Source organism: Ferruginibacter sp. SUN106 (assembly GCF_050611765.1).
Taxonomy (GTDB): Bacteria; Bacteroidota; Bacteroidia; order Chitinophagales; family Chitinophagaceae; genus Ferruginibacter.
In genome coordinates, this window is sequence record NZ_JBODJC010000002.1 from 770,223 (window position 1) to 789,405 (window position 19,183).

The following is a 19,183-nucleotide window of genomic DNA, read 5'->3' on the forward strand; positions in this document are numbered from 1 at the left end:
ATTTTAAAAAATAAAAACAGCGCAATGAAAAAGTACATTTTATTATCAATAACAGCTATTTCAGCTTTAGCAATTACCAGCTGTCGTAAAATTGAGACAGACGGAGAAATACAGGTAGTTGTAGTAAATGGTGGCGGTGGTGGTACCCCAACAGGCCAAACCATTACATTACAAGGCCGCATTAATGCAGATACAGTGTTGCGTAAAGCAAATACTTATATTTTAAAAGGACTGGTGTATATGGTAGGCAATCACACCATGACGGTAGAAGCCGGTACTACAGTAAAAGGTTCATTCAGCGGATCTGATGTTGCAGCATTGATCATTACACGTGGTTCAAAATTAGTTGCAATAGGTACACCAACTGAACCTGTTGTATTTACTTCTGCATCTCCTAACCCGCAATCAGGCGATTGGGGAGGTATTGTACTTTGCGGTAAAGCCGGATACAATTTAAGTTACAATGGCATTAATGGTTTGTTCCAGGTAGAAGGTGGTATTGACAATGCCAACGGAGACGGACTTGCAGGCTCTGGTGATGCGGTAGCTCCAACAGTAGTTGATAACGATAATTCAGGTACACTACAATATGTTCGTATTGAATATGCAGGTTATGCTTATCAGCCAGATAAGGAAATCAACAGTCTTACATTAGCATGTGTTGGTAGCGGTACTACAATTGATCACGTACAAACTATTTATGCTAAAGATGATGCTTTTGAATGGTTTGGTGGCAGCGTAAATTGTAAATACCTTATTGCTTACAAAACTCAGGATGATGATTTTGATACAGACAATGGTTTTAGTGGTAAAGTACAGTTTGGTTTGATCATCCGTGATTCACTGATTGCAGACATTTCAAAATCAGAAGCATTTGAAAGTGATAATAATGCAACAGGAACTACAGGTACACCAAAGACAAAAGCTATCTTCAGTAATATCACTGCCATCGGGCCAAAAGCTACTTTAGCTAATACTGGTAACTCTTTATTCCTTGCAGGCGCACAGATCAGGAGAAACTCCGGTATCTCTATTTTTAATTCGATCATTGTAGGATGGCCATTAGGTATTTATATTGATGCTACTACAGGTACTTCAACAGCATTAAATATTGAAGACAGTACTTTACGTTTAAGAAATGTAACGTTAGCAGGTAATGCCGTGAACCTGAAATTTGCAGGTACCACAGGGGCAACTATTAATTCTGATGCTACACTTACTACATGGTTTACCAATTCGTTCTACAATAACGATGTACTTGCCAATGTTTCTGATGCCAAGCTGATTCAGCCTTATAATTATGCTGCACCAGATCCAACTCCATTTGCAGGTGCTAATGGTAACCTGAAAATAAATTCAGGTGGTGATTTCCTGGATGCTAAATTTACAGGCGATACTTTCTTTGATAAAACAGTTACTTTCCGTGGTGGTATAGCTCCTGCAGGTGTGCTTGCAAGCTGGTGGAAAGGATGGTCAAGATTCTAATTTACTTTTAATTAATTATAAAAAAGCATCCGGTAGTTACCGGATGCTTTTTTTAATTGCATATTTTTACCCCTTATGATGAAACATTATTTATCCCTGGTTATTTTAACCTTTTTTATTTTTAGCTGCGCTACAAAAAAAAACCATCCTACTAAACTTGACAAAGCCTGGCTGGATACTATTACCAAGAACAGTGATACCAGTTACACAAAGCCTTATTTCAGAACCGATTTTGTAACGGCAACCTATTACATTAATAACAAAGATTCTTCCACCTGCCAGTTAATGAAAGATTCTGCAGGCCTTATCCGCCAGGTTATTATTGTCACAAAAAATGTACGTACTTTTTTTGGCCAGTATTATGCCAATGGACAATTGACAGCATGGTTGCCACTTGATGAATTTGGGCAATACCATGGCGATGCCACGTATTATTATCAAAGCGGCGCCATTGAAAGTAATGGCTTTTACAATCACGGTTTTAAAAAAGGAGCATGGGAAAATTATGATGATAAAGGCAAGCTTGTATCTGTTGAAGATTATGGCCAGAACGGGCAACTTATCAAAACAACGAAAACTAATAATTAAAGTGTAATATTAAATACCTCATAAAAAACTCCCGTAACATCTGTTTAACTACCCCGAAACATTAGCTTAACATTAAAAGCTGCTCTTTGCAAAAAATTAGCAGCATGATCTCTAAAAAATTACTCCTCAGTTTATTTGCTTTTACGTTTCTTTTTATAAGTAAAAGCATAGCACAGGAAACCGCAGCCACATTAAGCGGTTTAGTTACCGATGATAAAGGAAACCCGGTTTCAGGCGCCACGGTATCTGTTTTACACGAACCTACAGGAGCTAAATCAGCTTCTCAAACTAATAAAAAAGGCCTTTTTGTACTACCTAACCTTAAGCCAGGCGGGCCCTACACTATTAAAGTTTCTTTTGTAGGATTTAGTGAACAAACCTTAGACAATATCAATTTAACCCTTGGCAATAATCCTGATTTGAATATTAGTTTAAAACAAAATTCACAAAGCCTTACCGAAGTAGTAGTAAGTGGTGGCAGAAAATCTGCATCCGGGGGTACAGGTATTGGAAGGGCACAAATGAATACCCTGCCTACTATCGGCAGAAGCCTTAGCGATTTTACCCGCCTTACACCACAATCAAATAATAACTCTTTTGCAGGAACCAACTTCCGCTACAATAATTTAACTATTGATGGTGCCATTAATAATGATGCATTTGGTTTTAGTAACTCTGCCGGTGGTACTAGCGGTGGTGGCCAATCAGGGGCTGCAGGTTCGGGCACACGTACCAACCCCTACAGTATTGATGTGATACAGGAGGTACAGGTACAGATAGCTCCATACGATGTTAAACTAGGCAACTTTACCGGCGGTAGTGTAAATGCCGTTACTAAAAGTGGTACCAACACGGTACACGGTTCAATATATGGCTATGGTCGTAACCAGAGTTTAATGGGCAAAAGTGTAGATGGATTAAAAACAAAAATAGGCGGCGATTTTTACGACTACCAATATGGCGCTACCCTTAGCGGCCCTATTGTAAAAAATAAAGCTTTCTTTATTGTAAACTACGAACATACTGACAGGCAGGAGCCTTCTTCTTATAACGTTGGCGACCCCGGAGCAGCGATGACTGCGGCTGAGGGTTTGCAAATAGTAAACCAGTTAAAAACAAAATACGGGTACGATCCCGGCAGTTATTTAGGTACTTACAAGATATTTACCAAGAGTGATAAATTATTTGGCCGCCTGGATTTTAAATTAGACAACAAAAATAATTTAACCCTCCGTGCTATTTATACAGAAGGAAAGGGCAATAATTTAGAAAGGTCTTCTACCAATTTTCAATTTGGTTCAACAGATTTTACACAGTATACTAAAAACATAAACCTTACTGCTGAATTAAAAACAAAATTCAGTTCTGTTTTAAACAACCAGCTTAATGTTAGTTATATCCATGTGCATGAATACAGGGATTTTCCAGGCTCTATTGCACCTTATATTGATATTGATAACGGCCGTATAACATTAGGTACCTGGAGAGAAGCCTCTATCTATAATTTAAAACAACAAACCATTGAGTTTAGTGATAACCTTACTTTAACCAGGGGTATTAATAAATTTACTTTTGGTACGCACAATGAGTTTTATGATCTTACTTATGGCTTCATCAATTCTTACAATGGCAGGTGGGAATACTCCAGAGGGTTATCAAGTTTTTTAGCGGATAACCCAAGCCGTATAAGAGGTGCATTCATTACCAATCCTAAACTGGCTTCTGACAGAAACAGTATTTATAATAATCCGCCCAATCCTTTTACAATTGCTTTAACCAGTGCCTATGCACAAGATGATATTTCTATCAGCAAAAAACTAAAAGTATCTCCGGGCATACGATTTGATTATTCATTTGCCGGCAGCCAGCCTTATCTTGATTCATCTTTAAATTCAACCAATACAAATGCAGTAACCGGCCAGCCAAACTATGTATCTGCAAACCCAACTTATTCTAATACAGCTTTTAAAGATTTAACCGGCAAATTACCAAACAGGGTAGCTGTTTCGCCACGTTTGGGTTTTACTTATGACGTAAATGGTAACCAAAAAGTTATACTTCGTGGAGGTACTGGTATTTTCACTGGTAAAGTTCCCTTTGCATGGTATGGCTATGCTTACACTTTAAATGGTGGTACTTATGGCAATATCGATTGGAATGGCCCGGCAGCCGGCCTAACAGTTCCCCTGGCCATTAACCCACAAGGGTTAAAAGATACCGTAACCAAATACGGCGGCGCTTCAAGAAGTGCCACACGTGAGATTGACGTGTTTGATAATAATTTTAAACTGCCCACAGTTTGGCGCAGCAATATTGCAGTGGATTATAAATTTGGCAACGGTTATAAATTTACCGGTGATGTATTGTTTACCAAAACCATACATGATGTTAAGTATGAGCAGATCAACCTTAAAGATTCTGTTGCGTACTATACTTCAGGCCCAACACAAACACCGGTTTATATTGGCGGAAAGTATAACAGTAATTACTCTAACGTATACTATCTTACCAATACCAGCGAAGGTTACCGCTATAACCTTACAGCGCAACTTTCTAAATTTACCAATAACATCAGTGTTGGCAAGCATAAATTAAATATGAACTGGAGTGCTGCTTATACTTATGGTATGAGTAAAGATATTACCAATGGTATCCGTAACTCATGGGAAAGCAGTTACAATGTAAACCCGGCTATTACACCAAGTAATTCTTCCTTAGCATATTCTAATTTTGATCTTCGCCATAGAATTGTAGGTACTTTAAGCGGCAACTTTTTATGGAATGAAAAAAATATCACTTCATTATCATTCTTTTATGCAGGAACTTCGGGTAGCCCATATAGTTTAGTATACCAGTCTGCTCCTTTTGGTTCGGGAACAAATGCGGCACTTCCGTACATACCTAAAAACCAGGCTGATGCAAACCTGATTGATAAGAAAGATGGTAATGGCAATGTAATTTATTCTGCCTTACAGCAATGGACAGACCTTAGCAATTTAATTGAGGGCGACACTTATCTTAAAACAAGGAAAGGGCAGTATGCAGAAAGAAATGGTTTACGCACACCATGGAATCAGGACCTGGATTTGAAACTGATGCATGAGTTTAAACTGAGCAAAACCAATAAATCACAATCACTGCAGATCAGCTTTGATGTTTTTAATGTGCTTAATTTATTGAACAACAGTTGGGGCCATGTAAACTTTGTAACCAATTTGAATAACTATACGGTTAACTTTTTACAATTTGTAAAAGACGCTTCGGGCAAGTCACCCGGTGCTCCTTCTACAGGCTACAACCCAACATTTAACTATGTAAAACCAACCGGTATCAACAACCATTATTATACCCTTGACCCTATTAACAGCCGCTGGCAGGGACAGATGGGTATCAAATATAATTTTTAATAACATTTAGATAATTTTTGAGTAATCATTTAGTAATACTACTGGCGCATCTTGCAGCCGGAAACGTATAGCAACCTAGTTTAGTTTAATTTCTTAAGCAATAAGCAAATATTCTCATGCTTGTAACCACCCGTTAGTCTTATCTGGGTGGTTTTTTCTTTTATTCTTAGCCAGGCCAATGTTACCAAATTGTTACTATGCACATTTAAATCACATTCTTTTCCACAGCTTTTAAATCACAGATTTTGAAATTATATTCACATCCTCTAAACACAAAAAACTATAGTTTATGAAATGGGTTAGCGTAAACAATGGTACTTCAGAAGAGAATTTTGAATTGTGGAATGATGACACGAAGCTTGCAAACATCTCCTTTAGTAAAAGTACACGTATTGCCAGGTTTGTAAGCAACCTTACCAAGCGGCTTTTCTTTTTTGAAAAAAGAGGTTGGTTTTCCCGTAAGGCCATTATTAAAAACGAGTACGGCATTAAAATGGGTAATGTAGAAGAATTAAAGGCCGGTGCCGGAAAAGGTTTTGTAGAAGTAGATGGAAGAAAATACTATTTTGTATACAATCAAAATAATAGTGGCGAACTTGAATTGTATGATGAATCGATGCAAAAAAGCCTGCTTCACTGTAGCTTTAATACGCTTACCACAGGATTTAATAAAACCAAATCATTGCTGGATTCTAAATTTCCCAGTTTACTGATGGTACTTTGCTGGTATGCTTTTCAGCCACATAGTGCCACTACTGCTGCAGATATTGCTGCATAGCAAGAGTTAATGTTGTAATAATACCCTCTTAATATTCTGTTTATACTACAGGTGTTTCTTTGTAAAACATCTGTAAATGAAAATTATTATCCTCTTAGCCATTTGTGTTTGTGTAAAGCCTGTTTTTGCACAGCAAGACAAATCACCCAATGTATTTATTATTACTACTGATGGCTTTCGCTCGCAGGAAATTTTTAATGGTGCCGATTCCATCATTCTCAGCAATCCCTTGTATGTAAAGGATACTGCTTTATTAAAACAATTATTCTGGGATAGCAATGTAGATGAAAGGCGAAGGATGCTGATGCCTTTTATATGGAAAACCTTAGCCAAACAAGGTTCCATTTATGGCAACCGGGATTTTGATAACAAAGTGTTGGTATCCAACCCCTATCGTTTTTCTTATGCCGGCTACAATGAAATTTTTACCGGCTATGCCGATCCTGCTGTAATTGCCAATCGTAAAAAATGGAACCGCAATGACAATGTATTGCAGTTTTTAAATGAACAGGAAATGTATAAAAATAAAGTGGCAGCTTTTGCCAGCTGGAATTTATTCGATTATATTTTTAATAAACCCGGAAGTGATTTTTACCTTAACAGCGGATACCGGAATATAGAGCATGATTCTCTTACTGCTACAGAAATACTTGCCAATGGCATACAGGAACAATCTGTTAATAATGCAGCGCCAACAAGAAATGATATGCTCACTTTTGTAACGGCAAAAGAATACATACAAACAAAACACCCGAAAGTAGTGTATATCAGTTTTGGTGAAACTGACGAATATGCCCATAGCGGCAAGTATGATGAGTACCTGCAAAGTGCCCATATGTTTGATGAATACCTTGCCCAGCTTTGGTACCTGGTTAATAAAGACCCCTTTTATAGAAACAATACCAGCTTTATCATCACCACAGATCATGGGCGTGGGCAAAAAAGCAATACCTGGGTAAGGCATGATATGTTTACCGCAGGCAGCAAAAATACCTGGCTGATGACGCTGGGCAGGCAATTTGAAAATAAAGGAGAAGTTAAAACAGATGATGCTATTTACTCGGAGCAAATTGCGCAAACCATTGCGCATTTACTGGGCTACGATTTTATTGCCAACCATCCTGTTGCGGATGCCATCAGTTTAAATGCATCAATTAAAAATCCTTAAGGGAAACTTGCTGCTATTGCAAACCTTGCAGTTCTTTTATTTGGCTTTTACTTTTTTTGAAGCTTTCTTAGCTGCTTTCTTTTTTACCGGTATTACTTTCTTCACTTTTTTTACCGGCGCTTTTTTTTCTGTAGCTTCTTTTATTCCTTCTACCAGTAATTTAGCAGCTTTCTTTATTCTTTTTTTATACTTCTTCTCTCCTAAAACCGCTACCAGCGATTGTAAAGAAGTATTGAGTTGTTCAGTAACAGTGTGCAGTATTGTTGCACCGGCGGCAACATTTTTTGTGATCGCTTTTTTTTCTTTTGACATCTTATATTGTTAAATGATAACGCAAATTTAATATAAGGGTTGGATTTCCAATGTTAAGTTTTGCCGCAAACCGATGTTAATCATCTCTTCACAGCAAGATCGTATCATTTTATAAAAGAATCACCTGTTATTTAATTACTTCTTCACTGTCCACATCTGCCTGATCGTCTTCAGGTTTGGTGTAATCATTTTTAAGTTGTTGCTCCAGGTCTTTTTCGTCCTTAATATTGCGCCTTACCAGGAATATGACTAAACCAATGAGTGCAATACCTACTACAGTAATTACGGGCCAGTTCATACATTTATAATTTTCAGCAAAGGTAGAACGAATTATTAGCGGTACATAGCAGCACTTAAAAGTAATGGTAAAATAATGCCGCCCTTAAGGTTAATAACACAGGCTTAATAGTAGCTTAATATTTAAGTAAAAACAGGCCGCTAATTTGCCAATCAAAATTCTGCTGATGCAAACTAATCCCTCTGTATTTCGCCAACACAAAATTTATTTTGCCGGACTATTATTAATCTTATTATCAGGAGCATTATTTTTACTATTCAATGGTAAGTCGGCAACATTTATTTCGCTTAATGCCTATCATCCTTTTATACTGAACGTATTTTTCATCAACTATACTTTTATAGGTGATGGTATATTTGCCCTCTGTTTAATTGCCGCCATATTATTTTATTATAAGAGAAAGCAACAAGGTTTGGCATTACTGTATTCCTTTTTAATTTCAGGGTTAATTGTACAGCTAATAAAGAACCTTGTTGATTCTCCCAGGCCCAGGTTGTTTTTTGAAGCCGGGCAGTATTTAAATTTCATTGATGGTGTTAGCCTGGCCAATAATTCCAGTTTTCCATCGGGCCATACTGCTACTGCATTTGCCATTGCCACCGTAATGGCATTAATGATGAAAGATAAAAGCTGGCAGTTGCTCATTTTAATTGCAGCAATACTGGTAGGTTATTCCCGGATTTATTTAGCACAACATTTTTTACTGGATGTAATGATCGGTGCTTTAATTGGCAGTGCTTCCGGAATACTGGCTGTTTATTTAGCAAAAAATATAAAGGGTATTAAAAGATCGATCAAAAAAATGCACCGCATCTCCCCCGGCACTCCTCCCTCACCTTCAGCAGTGCAACCTGTATGAAAACAATGGTTGATGCTCATCTTTTAAAATTCGGTATCGTAGGTATCGGTGGAATGGTAATTGATTTTGGTGTTACGTGGTTGTGTAAAGAAAAAATCAAACTGAATAAATACCTTTCTAATTCATTAGGATTTTGTTGTGCTGTTATTAATAATTTTTTATTGAACCGGTACTGGACTTTTGAAAGTACAGGCCATCCTTTTGCTTCGCAACTGGCAATATTTATTTTAGTATCGCTTACAGGTTTATTGATCAATAACGGAATGCTGTACTTTTTGTCGAAATATATCAAGACTAATTTTTACCTTATTAAACTTATTGTAACCGGCCTTGTTTTTTCCTGGAACTATTTTATCAATTTTCTTTTTACGTTTAATTAAGCCACTTGAATTATAAAAAGAAAACCTTGCTATTGATTGTCATTGCTACATTGGTTCGTTGCATTATTGCCGGTTGTATAGAGCTGGGCAACGATGAAGTGTATTACAGGATGTATGCACAATACCTGCAATGGAATTATTTTGATCATCCACCAATGGTGGGCTGGCTGGTACGTTTTACAACCATCAATCTTTTTTTTGATCATGAATTGTTCATTCGTTTTGGTGCCATTGCATCGGCAGCAATCACCACCTGGTTACTTTTTTTATGTGGCCAAAAATTAACGAATGCCTATGCAGGTTATTTAGCGGCAGCCATTTATACTGCTACAATTTATGGCAGCATTATTGCCGGCACATTTATTTTACCCGATTCGCCGCAAATGGTTTGCTGGGCAGCTGCTTTGTATTTACTGATTGACATTTCAAAATATACCACCGTAAACAGGATAAAAAAAAGAAAGGTATTATTGTTTGGCATTGTGTGCGGACTGGGGATGCTCTGCAAAATTCATACTTCATTTTTATGGCTGGGATTTTTATTGTACCTCATTTTTTACAACCGGCAATGGTTAAAAGAACCTGTACTTTATTGCTCGGGTATAATTACTTTATTATTTTTTTACCCGGTGATACAATGGAATATCGACAATCATTTTGTGACTTATCTTTATCATAGTAACAGGGTAAATGTATCAGAAGGGGATTTTAATATCAATTCGTTTTTAACTTTTGCAGGGGGCCAGGTATTTTATTATAACCCCATCATTTTCTTTTTTATCGTAGCAGCTGTTATTGCTGCATTTAAGGATGAGCTGCCTGTTTTATCTTCACAAAAAAAACTATTACTGTTCTGTAGTTTACCATTGATTATTATGGCTACAGTTATTTCATTATTCAAAGATGTGCTGCCACACTGGACGGGGCCGGCATACAGTGGCCTGATTTTATTAACGGCTTGCTATTTTTCCAAAGAAAAAGAAAGAAACAATTTTGAAAAGAAACTAATGCCCGGGCCTTTATTATTTGCCAATGCATTACTGGCAGTGGTAATAACAGGCGGTGTGTTATTAGTCAACTTTTTTCCGGGTACATTAGGTAAAAGAGATGCTGCCATTTTTGGAGAAGGCGATTTTACTTTGGATATGTATGGATGGAATACGATAAAAAAAAATGTCAAAAAGATAGTTGATACGGATATAAAAAATGGTGTGATGAAAAAGGATGCCGTTATTATCAGCAACAAATGGTTCCCTTTATCGCATGTTGATTTTTATGTTGCCATGCCTTTAGAAAAAGATGTTGTTGCTATTGGTGATACTAATGACATACATCAATATGCCTGGATAAATACCAAAAGAAAAATGATGCAACAGGGCGATGATGCTTACTGCATTGTACCTTCCAATTATGAGATTGATGTAAAAGCAGTTTATGGCAAATCCTTTAGTGTAATATTACCACCACAAATAATTGAACAAAAAAGAAATGGTACCCTTTGCCGCTATATTTATGTATGGCGTTTAAAAAATTTTATTACAAAATAAAGCCCCCTTCTTCTATAAAAGGGGGCTTGTTTACTAACCCAAACTTACAATACGGAGCTATACTTTATGTACCCTAAAAGTAACAGTAGCATTTCATACTGCTGTAAAGTGAGCGTTAAGCAATTATTATATCATTTTGCTGCCATTCTTTTCCCATACTTCCATTGAGGCTGTAACCGTATTTTTTAAAAACTGGCTGTACCACCTGCCTGAGTTTTTTACCACACGTTGTTGCGTTGTAAAATCAACGTACACCAAACCAAATCTTGGAAAATATCCTTCTGCCCATTCAAAATTGTCCATCAATGTCCAAACAAAATAGCCATTCACTTTTACACCTTCCTGCTTAGCCTTAAGCACCTGGGCAATATGATCCTGCAGGTATTTCACTCTTTCAAAATCATTTACCTTTCCTTCTTCATGAACATCAGGAAAAGCTGCGCCGTTTTCTGTTACAATAATTTCTTTTATGCCTTTGTAATTATTGTATCGCTTTAAAGCATGGTAAATACTTGGGGGATGAATTTCCCAATCCATTAATGTATGTGGTACATTTCTTTTACTGGCCTTAATAATTTTTGCATGCACAAAAGGAATGAGTGGTGCATGAGCTATTAACTCCCTGGTATAATTCTGCAGGCCGATAAAATCCATATCAAATGCCAGCTTTTGTTCATCATGCGGATACATGAAGCGTTCAATACGTTCGATGATCTTTACATCTTTAGTTGGATAACCAAGGCCGAGTAAAGGTTCGATAAACAAACGATTCAATAATGCATCGGCTTTAACAGCAGCCCTGATATCTTTTTCATTATCGGCCCGGTAGGGTTCAATATGAGAATAAGAAAAAGTGGTACCTACTTTACAATCATGCCGCAGCGATCGTATCATTCTTCCACCTTCTGCCTGGCATAATGCAGCGTGATGTGCAGCAGCTAAAAAACTACTCAATCCTTTTTTGCCCGGTGCATGCACCCCTAAAAAATACCCGGCACCGGTAAACACCATCGGTTCATTCAATACCATCCAATGCTTCACCCGGTCGCCAAAATTTTTTAAACAGCAATCCACAAAATAACTGAACCAGTGTATCACTTCACGGTTTGTCCAGCCGCCTTTTTGTTGCAGGTCGTGCGGAAGATCCCAATGATACAAAGTGATCCATGGTTCAATACCTAACTCTAAACAAAAATCAATTACACGATTATAAAAATCAATGCCCTTATGATTTATAGCACCAACACCATGTGGTAAAATGCGGCTCCAGGAAATAGAGAAGCGATAGTTAGGGATATTTAATTTGTAGATCAGCGCAATGTCATCTGCATAATGCGTATAAAAATCGCAGGCAGTATTGGCATTATCGTTGTTGAATATTTTATTCTTCTTTTCGGCAAACGTATCCCAGATAGATAAACCCTTTCCATCAATATTATGTGCCCCTTCTACCTGGTGAGCTGCAGTAGATACGCCCCATTTAAAACCTTCTCCAAAATCATTTTTAGTAAAGAGCATAACATTTATTCTGCAATTTGATTTAATATTTTTCCCAGGCTTTTATCTTTTAATTTTTTTACGGAGTGAATGGCATCACCTAATTCCACATTTTGTTTGGCTTTGCTATCGCCATATTTTTTAATGATCATGTTGATGATCCTTTCTGTGCTGTTGCTGTAATTCACTGCTATGAATTGTTTGCCTTCTACCCATGCTTTTATTTTATCCAGGTGTTTTTTCTTTAAACTTTTAATTACCGGAACCCCCATTGTTTTTAAAGCGGCCGCATTGCATTGTTGTTCATACTGTCCCTTCATGGGTATGGCCATCAGTTTCTTTTTTAAATACAGGGCTTCTGCAGGTGTTTCAAAACCGGCACCACATAAAATACCGGTACAGTTAATCAGGCTTTCAATAAAATCATCATTGTTAATGGGCCTGATGTGCACATTTTTTTCTTTGTATTCTTTTTTAGAATGTTTGCTGAACACCTGCCAGTTGGTATTTTTTATTTCGCCCAATACTTTAATGATTTTTTCATCGCTGTACGCTGGCAGATACACTGTGTAGTGATCTTTATTTTCAGGTTTTGCATTACGCACCTGGCTTCTTATTACCGGCGTAAAAATATTTTTATCGTAAGCACCAAAATGAAAACCATAAGCAGCAGTAACGGGTGCATAATTATGCAGCACCGCTTTACCTACTATATCTTTCTTTTTGGGTTTGGGAGATTTTTTATTGATCACGGCTGCCTGGTGGCTTAAGCCGATACATGCCGCATGTTTCATTTTGCATGCCCATGCACTTACAGGTTCAAAATCGTTGATCACTAAATCGTATTCTTCAACCGGCAGGCTTTTAATTTCTTTATACAGTTGTTTTAAATTACTCTTCTTGTAGGTAGCAATTACATCAATGCCACCATTCTTCCCAAAAATAAAACTGAGTCCTTTAAATTTATATTTTACCGGATAAGGCAATTCCACATCAGCCTGTATGCCACTCACTAAAATATCCAGCTCACCTTTTTGCTGCAGTATGGGAATGATATCTCTTGCCCTGCTTAAGTGCCCGTTGCCTGTGCCTTGTATTGCGTAAAGTATTTTCATTATTGTTTCAGCAGGTTAAATTCTTCCACCATATTATCAAATAACTGCGAATTATCTAATTCCTCTTCGTCATGTTCATTCATATGCATTATATCGGCTTCATCAAACTTATAAATTTTCCATTCGCCATCTATGTATTCCAATGCGGTTAAATTTTCAATCCAGTCGCCGCTGTTCAGGTACATTACTTTACCGTGTTCATTTGCTATCTCCCGCATTTCGGGCTGGTGTATATGTCCACACACTACATAATCGTAGTGATTACTAATGGCAATGTCTGCTGCCGTCTGCTCAAAACTATTAATGAACTTCACTGCACTTTTTACACTGTTCTTTATTTTTTTTGATAAAGAGAGTTTACCTTTCTTAAATATTTTTTCTGAAATAAAATTAGCTAAGCGATTAATTAAGATCAAAGTATCATAACCAACAGCACCGAGCTTTGCCAACCATTTACTATGCTGCATGGTTACATCAAAAACATCGCCGTGAAAGAACCAGGCTTTTTTATCATTGTCTAAATCAAGAATTACTTTATTTACGATCCGCAGCGATCCCATTTTAAACCCTACAAATTTCCTCAGCATTTCATCATGGTTACCGGTGATGTAGTAGATCTTAACCCCTTTGCTCATCCAGCCCATTAAATGCTTGATCACTTTCATGTGCGCTTTGGGCCAGTAGCGTTTGCTGAACTGCCAGATATCAATAATATCCCCATTCAGTATTACTGTTTTTGGTTTGATGCTTTTAAGATAATGCAGTAGCTCTTTAGCATGGCAACCGTAAGTGCCAAGGTGTACATCAGAAAGTACCAGTATATCCAGTTTACGCCGCTTTACTTTATCCATTAATGGATCTTATAAAATTTCAGCACAGGATATAACACTGTAAAAAAGATCAAACAGATTCTTACAGAAAGTGTCAGAAAAAAATAATTGATATTTTTCATAACGTAAGAAATTGGGTTTAGTAATACCAGCAAAGTGACGCTATTATTTTAACCAAATGTTTACGCTAATGTTATGTAAATGTTATGTAACGCTTTGTGGCAGCTACTTCGGGAGCTTAGTTTTCAACCGGAGGTTTGGTGAGATAATTTTCTTCTTCCTTAGGTTTGCTGATCTTCATCTTTCCAAACTTATACATAAAGCTGATACCAAAAGAACGGTAAGGAATTTTTAATACACTGCTTCCTGTAAAACCAGTGCCGATCTGAGTTGATTTTTGAGAGAGGTATTTACCAAAGGCATTCACTGCTGTAAAGCCTATACTTCCTTTGCTTTTTAAAACCTGCTTACGCAATGCAATTGTATACGATGAAAAAGCAGCCCTTCTGCCTTGCCAGCGCAAGCCGGAATTATAATTACCAAATGCTTCTGCAACAAGCCCCTTATTAAATTGATAATTAACATTCAAATTGCCCCGATATTCAAAACCGCTGACTACAATGGGAACGGAATAAATATTTTTTGTAGTGCGATCGTACAACTGCATATCAATCCTGATATTTAATTTTGGTATAGCGTTGAAGCTTCCTGCTATATTAACGCCACGCCTTTTTTCAGCTGCTATATTACCTCTCATAGTTACATTCACATCAGTATAAACCGAGTCTCCCACTTTATAGGCCGGATAAAAAGTAGTATATGATTTTATATCGGGGCTGTTATAAGTATATACCAATACTATGTTCAGGTTATTATCTTTACCAAATGATTGGTTGTAACCCAATTGAAAATTATTACCAATTTCCGGAATCATATAAGGATTGCCGGTACCGATATTATGTGGGTCACTTAAATTTACAAAGGGATTGATATCACGATATTCTGGCCTTTCCAGCCGATAGGCATAACTGAATTTTAAAGTTTGCTGATTTTTAAAAGTATGTGAAACAGTTAATGCCGGGCCAAAATTATTATAGTCAGGAATTTTTATACCCTGGTTTTTACTGTAAGCCGCTTTGTTAAAAGTATGCTCCAGCCTTGCCCCTGCAATAATATCTGTTGATTTTAATATTTTAAAACTCCCGGAAACATACCCTGCAATAACCTGCCTGTTAAATGCTGAAGTGTAAGATTGTTTAGCATCATACAAATATTTATACTGCGCCGGGTTAAATGTAAATACATCCGAATTGCTTACGAGTTTTTCAATTTCAGTTTTTGCACCCACTTCAAGCAGCAATTTTTTTGTTGCCATAGTAGTATAGTCCACGGAAATTGTATGTACATAATCTTTACCGGGATTTTTACTATCAGATCCGCCAAAAATTGAATCATTAAATACATACCTGCGTGATTGGTAATAAGCGCTGCTATTGTGAGATACGCTATAGTTATAGGCAACAGACAATTCCTGTTTTTCTTTTTTTAATTTTCTCCTGTAATCAACTCCTGCTTCATAAGTGTCGTTATCAAAACGATTATCTGCATTGCGGATACTATTTTCCATGAACAGGGTATTACCATCTTTATCTTTTTCTGTATTATACTGATCCGAAAATCCTGTACTGGTATTTCCAAAACGAAAGTTGCTGAAGGAAAAAGAGAGGTTGTCCCTTGCGGCTATATCCCAATCAATACCCAAACCCGAACGGTACCCAAATCTTGTAAAATCACTGTTACCCTCCTGTTTTAGATAGTAACTGTGCTTTGCTGAAGTATCAAATGAATTTCTATCGGATGATGTAAGGGTTGCTGTTTTTAATTGCGAGCTGCCACTGTAATACCCTGTAATTCCAATATTATTTTTTTTATAGTTCAGGTTAAGTGCCCCGTTTTCCAATCTTGTACCAGTAGTAGCATTTATAATTCCGCTGAAGCCTTTTAATTTACTTTTCTTAAGGATAATATTAATAATGCCGCCGGTACCTGATGCATCATACTTAGCACCCGGATTACTCATTACTTCAATACTTTGTATTTGAGAGGCAGGTATCGATTGCAAGGCATCTGCAATACTATTACCAAAAACGGTGGAAGGTTTTCCATTAATTAAAAAACGTACTGATGGATTGCCCAGCAATTCCACGTTACCATTAATATCAACTGTAACCTGTGGAATTTTTTTTAGTATATCAGTTGCCACGCCTCCCTGCGAAGTAATGTCTTTATCAACATTATAAATTATCCGGTCGGGTTTATTTTCAATGACACTTTTGTTAGCAATAATTACTACTCCTTTTAAACTCTTTGTAAGTGGGAACATTTTAATGGCTACCGTATATTCATTGTTTATCAAGGAGTCAGTGACAAAATAATTTTTAGAAAAAGCCTGGTAGCCTGTGCCAGATACAGAGAGATTATATTTTCCTGCTGGTAAATTTTTAAAAATAAAAAAGCCGGTGTTATCTGTAATAGTTGAAAAGCCTGGTGCAGATTGATTATTATTTTTACAATATACTGTTACTTTTTGCAAAGGCAAATCCGAAAGAGAATCTTTTACATATCCTGAAAAAGAAATTTTTGTTGTCGGGGAATTTAATTGGGCATTAGCGCTAAGGTTAAGAACCAAAAAAATTAAAAAAACTACAGTATACTTCATTACAGGCAGTAATTATTTTTCGCAAAGCTATCTGCTGATTCTGGAATCTTTCTGAAGTTACTGTTAGAATAGTGTTACCAACTTAGCTCAAAATAATGTTTTTCATTCTGGTAAAAATAATTTATATGGATAGCAGACACTTCACATATCTCCTTAACAATAGATAATCCCAGCCCGTTATTTTCGCCATTCGGTATACTTTTATAAAAGCGTTTAAAAACACGTTCCGGGTCAAGTGATTGGTTGGCACCGGTATTACTTATTTGCAGCATTGTATCCTTAAGCATGATATTTATTGTGCCACCAGGAATATTATGCCTGGTAGCATTACCAAAAAGATTATCGAGTAAAATATCCAGCAGTTCCTTATTAATATGCAATATAGTTTCCCTTACCTCGATGTTATAAGTTATCGCCCTGTTTTGCCACAACTCCTGGAATTGTATTATTTTATTTTTTATTTCCCCGCTTAATTCAACAGCCGCATTATTCTGAAACTGGCGATTATCAATTTTAGTAAGCAATAACAGAGATTGCTGCAGTTTTGATAACTTGTTTACAGATGAATATACAGACCTCAGCAATTCACTTTGCTTTTCGGAAAGGTTTTCCTGCTGCACCATCAGATCCAGTTTTGAATGAATAATAGCCAGCGGGGTTTGAATTTCATGGGATGCATTTTCACTGAATTCTTTAAGGTTTTTATAGTCTCTTACAGCATTTTCTGTAGCCATATTAAAATGGCTGTTCATCAGGTTAAATTCATTTATTGCAGTAGCAGGAAATTTAAGTTTATCCTTTGCATTAATATCAAATGATTTTATAGCAGTAAGTGACTGATAAAATGGTTGCCAGATTTTAGTTAATAAACTCCGGTTAATGAGAATGAATAACAATAAGGTAATAAAAATAGTGACGATCGCAATCTTTACTATCACTTTTGTCAGGTGCCTGGTTCCTTCCAATGGTTCACTGATAGTAACTTTATACATTTCTTTACCTACTTGTAATGGAAATACCAGCTTGCGTGAAAGATGTTCTTTATTTTGCTCAGGAATAAATTGTGTGGCAGACTGAAAACCGCTATCTTTTAAAGGCCCGTTAATTTTTTCAAAGATTGCTTTCTGGTCATCAAAAGAATTAATTACCGGTACTGCATGATATTCCGCTACATAATTTTCAATACGTCCTTTGGAACGTAACAAAATTTCATCCAGCTCATTTTGCAGTACCTCCTTAATAAGGTAATAACTGCTGATTGTAGAGACAATAAATAAAAACACCAGTACCGGAAACAGGAAACGGTTATACTTTGTAATAAGCTTCATTGGTAAACATTAAGCAATAGTAAACTTATAGCCCATGCCATAAACGGCTTTTATATAATCAGGACAGCCGGATTCCATCAATTTTTTACGCAGGTTTTTTATGTGCGAATAAATAATGTCGTAAGTATCGCTCATATTGGCATGGTTACCCCACAAGTGATCTATGATAGATTCTTTTGTAAGCACCCGGTTTTTATTGCTGGCAAAATACAGGAGCAGTTCGTATTCTTTTCTTGTAAGTTCTATAATACCATTTTCTGTCATCACATTTTTATCTGCAATGTTAATGATAAGTTTATCGAGTACCACAGTATTATTGCCATCAAAAGATTTGCGGCGTATAATGGCATTTACCCTGGCCGACAACTCTGCCAGGTGAAACGGTTTGGTAAGATAATCATCAGCGCCTAACTCAAGTCCTTCAATTTTATCATCCAGCGAATTTTTTGCGGATATAATTAAAACCCCCTCCGTTTTATTTATTTTTTTTAGCCTCCTCAATAATTCAAGACCGCTGCCACCGGGTAAATTAAGATCAAGAATAATACAGGAATATTCCCCTGAGCTGATCTTGGAATTAGCTGACGGAAAATCTAATGCAGTATCACAAGTAAACTTATTCTGTAAAAGATAAGTTGCAATACTATGAGATAGTTCAGGTTCATCCTCAACAATAAGCAGGTTCAAAATATCAACGATTTAGATGAATATGAGTGCATTTTTTCAATTGGTAATATTAAGCCCTGATTAGTGTACAACAGTTAACCGGTGATTAAGCTTACGTTATTTTATTGTTACGCAATTATTAATTCAGCTAGTCCTTTTTTTTATTAGTTCAATTGAATATTACAACGCTTTTCTGTTTAAAAAGA

General features: G+C 36.6%; 16 protein-coding genes. 8 read left to right on the forward strand and 8 right to left on the reverse strand.

The genetic code is table 11. The features are described 5' to 3' along the window. Positions 1 to 24: 24 nt before the first annotated feature. From ACQ334_RS09215 to ACQ334_RS09235, 5 genes are all read left to right on the forward strand, one after another. Positions 25 to 1,485: a hypothetical protein gene (locus ACQ334_RS09215; RefSeq protein ID WP_430987905.1), complete on the forward strand. Its 1,461-nt coding sequence runs from the start codon at positions 25 to 27 to the stop codon at positions 1,483 to 1,485. A 75-nt stretch (positions 1,486 to 1,560) separates the two neighbouring features. Beyond that, positions 1,561 to 2,073 (forward strand): toxin-antitoxin system YwqK family antitoxin, encoded by a 513-nt coding sequence (locus tag ACQ334_RS09220; RefSeq protein WP_430987906.1) that lies wholly within the window; start codon positions 1,561 to 1,563, stop codon positions 2,071 to 2,073. 104 nt (positions 2,074 to 2,177) lie between these two features. Next, entirely contained in the window at positions 2,178 to 5,480 is a 3,303-nt protein-coding gene (locus tag ACQ334_RS09225) for a carboxypeptidase regulatory-like domain-containing protein (protein ID WP_430987907.1), read from the forward strand. A gap of 289 nt (positions 5,481 to 5,769) precedes the next feature. Continuing rightward, entirely contained in the window at positions 5,770 to 6,258 is a 489-nt protein-coding gene (locus ACQ334_RS09230; protein WP_430987908.1) for a hypothetical protein, read from the forward strand. Positions 6,259 to 6,334: 76 nt separating this feature from the next. Further along, positions 6,335 to 7,426: an alkaline phosphatase family protein gene (locus tag ACQ334_RS09235; RefSeq protein WP_430987909.1), complete on the forward strand. Its 1,092-nt coding sequence runs from the start codon at positions 6,335 to 6,337 to the stop codon at positions 7,424 to 7,426. A 36-nt stretch (positions 7,427 to 7,462) separates the two neighbouring features. On the opposite strand, the gene ACQ334_RS09240 is transcribed toward ACQ334_RS09235, so the two are convergent. Both ACQ334_RS09240 and ACQ334_RS09245 read right to left on the reverse strand, forming a co-directional pair. After that, a complete protein-coding gene (locus ACQ334_RS09240; RefSeq protein WP_430987910.1) occupies positions 7,463 to 7,738 on the reverse strand; it encodes a hypothetical protein in 276 nt (91 codons plus the stop codon). A gap of 127 nt (positions 7,739 to 7,865) precedes the next feature. Next, the gene (locus tag ACQ334_RS09245) at positions 7,866 to 8,036 is read right to left on the reverse strand and encodes a FeoB-associated Cys-rich membrane protein (RefSeq protein ID WP_430987911.1); all 171 of its coding nucleotides are present in this window, start codon (positions 8,034 to 8,036) and stop codon (positions 7,866 to 7,868) included. A gap of 166 nt (positions 8,037 to 8,202) precedes the next feature. Between ACQ334_RS09245 and ACQ334_RS09250 the strand changes: the two genes are divergently transcribed. Genes ACQ334_RS09250 through ACQ334_RS09260 form a run of 3 tightly spaced genes read left to right on the forward strand, consistent with a single transcriptional unit; the run spans position 8,203 to position 10,822 of the window. Then, positions 8,203 to 8,895 (forward strand): phosphatase PAP2 family protein, encoded by a 693-nt coding sequence (locus ACQ334_RS09250; RefSeq protein WP_430987912.1) that lies wholly within the window; start codon positions 8,203 to 8,205, stop codon positions 8,893 to 8,895. Next, positions 8,892 to 9,275 carry a GtrA family protein gene (locus ACQ334_RS09255; protein WP_430987913.1) on the forward strand — a complete coding sequence of 128 codons (384 nt, stop codon included), beginning with the start codon at positions 8,892 to 8,894 and terminating at the stop codon, positions 9,273 to 9,275. The genes ACQ334_RS09250 and ACQ334_RS09255 overlap by 4 nt, the downstream gene beginning before the upstream one ends. 26 nt (positions 9,276 to 9,301) lie before the next feature. Beyond that, positions 9,302 to 10,822, forward strand: a complete 1,521-nt coding sequence (locus ACQ334_RS09260; RefSeq protein WP_430987914.1) for an ArnT family glycosyltransferase — start codon at positions 9,302 to 9,304, stop codon at positions 10,820 to 10,822. A gap of 126 nt (positions 10,823 to 10,948) precedes the next feature. Here ACQ334_RS09260 and ACQ334_RS09265 read toward each other — a convergent pair whose 3' ends face one another. The 6 genes from ACQ334_RS09265 to ACQ334_RS09290 all read right to left on the reverse strand — a co-directional run bounded on the left by ACQ334_RS09265 (position 10,949) and on the right by ACQ334_RS09290 (position 18,998). Then, positions 10,949 to 12,340 carry a GH1 family beta-glucosidase gene (locus tag ACQ334_RS09265; RefSeq protein ID WP_430987915.1) on the reverse strand — a complete coding sequence of 464 codons (1,392 nt, stop codon included), beginning with the start codon at positions 12,338 to 12,340 and terminating at the stop codon, positions 10,949 to 10,951. 5 nt (positions 12,341 to 12,345) lie between these two features. After that, positions 12,346 to 13,434 (reverse strand): glycosyltransferase family protein, encoded by a 1,089-nt coding sequence (locus ACQ334_RS09270; RefSeq protein ID WP_430987916.1) that lies wholly within the window; start codon positions 13,432 to 13,434, stop codon positions 12,346 to 12,348. After that, the gene (locus ACQ334_RS09275) at positions 13,434 to 14,285 is read right to left on the reverse strand and encodes a UDP-2,3-diacylglucosamine diphosphatase (RefSeq protein WP_430987917.1); all 852 of its coding nucleotides are present in this window, start codon (positions 14,283 to 14,285) and stop codon (positions 13,434 to 13,436) included. The genes ACQ334_RS09270 and ACQ334_RS09275 overlap by 1 nt, the downstream gene beginning before the upstream one ends. A gap of 217 nt (positions 14,286 to 14,502) precedes the next feature. Further along, the gene (locus ACQ334_RS09280) at positions 14,503 to 16,983 is read right to left on the reverse strand and encodes an outer membrane beta-barrel protein (RefSeq protein ID WP_430987918.1); all 2,481 of its coding nucleotides are present in this window, start codon (positions 16,981 to 16,983) and stop codon (positions 14,503 to 14,505) included. A 74-nt stretch (positions 16,984 to 17,057) separates the two neighbouring features. Beyond that, the gene (locus ACQ334_RS09285) at positions 17,058 to 18,311 is read right to left on the reverse strand and encodes a sensor histidine kinase (protein WP_430987919.1); all 1,254 of its coding nucleotides are present in this window, start codon (positions 18,309 to 18,311) and stop codon (positions 17,058 to 17,060) included. 9 nt (positions 18,312 to 18,320) lie between these two features. Then, a complete protein-coding gene (locus tag ACQ334_RS09290; protein WP_430987920.1) occupies positions 18,321 to 18,998 on the reverse strand; it encodes a response regulator transcription factor in 678 nt (225 codons plus the stop codon). Between the last annotated feature and the right edge of the window lie 185 nt (positions 18,999 to 19,183).

Excerpts from the sequence above, each read along its gene's own strand:
- ACQ334_RS09215 (WP_430987905.1), top strand. The coding sequence starts at position 25 with ATGAAAAAGTACATTTTATTATCAATAACAGCTATTTCAGCTTTAGCA.
- ACQ334_RS09220 (WP_430987906.1), top strand. The coding sequence starts at position 1,561 with ATGATGAAACATTATTTATCCCTGGTTATTTTAACCTTTTTTATTTTT.
- ACQ334_RS09225 (WP_430987907.1), top strand. The coding sequence starts at position 2,178 with ATGATCTCTAAAAAATTACTCCTCAGTTTATTTGCTTTTACGTTTCTT.
- ACQ334_RS09230 (WP_430987908.1), top strand. The coding sequence starts at position 5,770 with ATGAAATGGGTTAGCGTAAACAATGGTACTTCAGAAGAGAATTTTGAA.
- ACQ334_RS09235 (WP_430987909.1), top strand. The coding sequence starts at position 6,335 with ATGAAAATTATTATCCTCTTAGCCATTTGTGTTTGTGTAAAGCCTGTT.
- ACQ334_RS09240 (WP_430987910.1), bottom strand. The coding sequence starts at position 7,738 with ATGTCAAAAGAAAAAAAAGCGATCACAAAAAATGTTGCCGCCGGTGCA.
- ACQ334_RS09245 (WP_430987911.1), bottom strand. The coding sequence starts at position 8,036 with ATGAACTGGCCCGTAATTACTGTAGTAGGTATTGCACTCATTGGTTTA.
- ACQ334_RS09250 (WP_430987912.1), top strand. The coding sequence starts at position 8,203 with ATGCAAACTAATCCCTCTGTATTTCGCCAACACAAAATTTATTTTGCC.
- ACQ334_RS09255 (WP_430987913.1), top strand. The coding sequence starts at position 8,892 with ATGAAAACAATGGTTGATGCTCATCTTTTAAAATTCGGTATCGTAGGT.
- ACQ334_RS09265 (WP_430987915.1), bottom strand. The coding sequence starts at position 12,340 with ATGCTCTTTACTAAAAATGATTTTGGAGAAGGTTTTAAATGGGGCGTA.
- ACQ334_RS09270 (WP_430987916.1), bottom strand. The coding sequence starts at position 13,434 with ATGAAAATACTTTACGCAATACAAGGCACAGGCAACGGGCACTTAAGC.
- ACQ334_RS09275 (WP_430987917.1), bottom strand. The coding sequence starts at position 14,285 with ATGGATAAAGTAAAGCGGCGTAAACTGGATATACTGGTACTTTCTGAT.
- ACQ334_RS09280 (WP_430987918.1), bottom strand. The coding sequence starts at position 16,983 with ATGAAGTATACTGTAGTTTTTTTAATTTTTTTGGTTCTTAACCTTAGC.
- ACQ334_RS09285 (WP_430987919.1), bottom strand. The coding sequence starts at position 18,311 with ATGAAGCTTATTACAAAGTATAACCGTTTCCTGTTTCCGGTACTGGTG.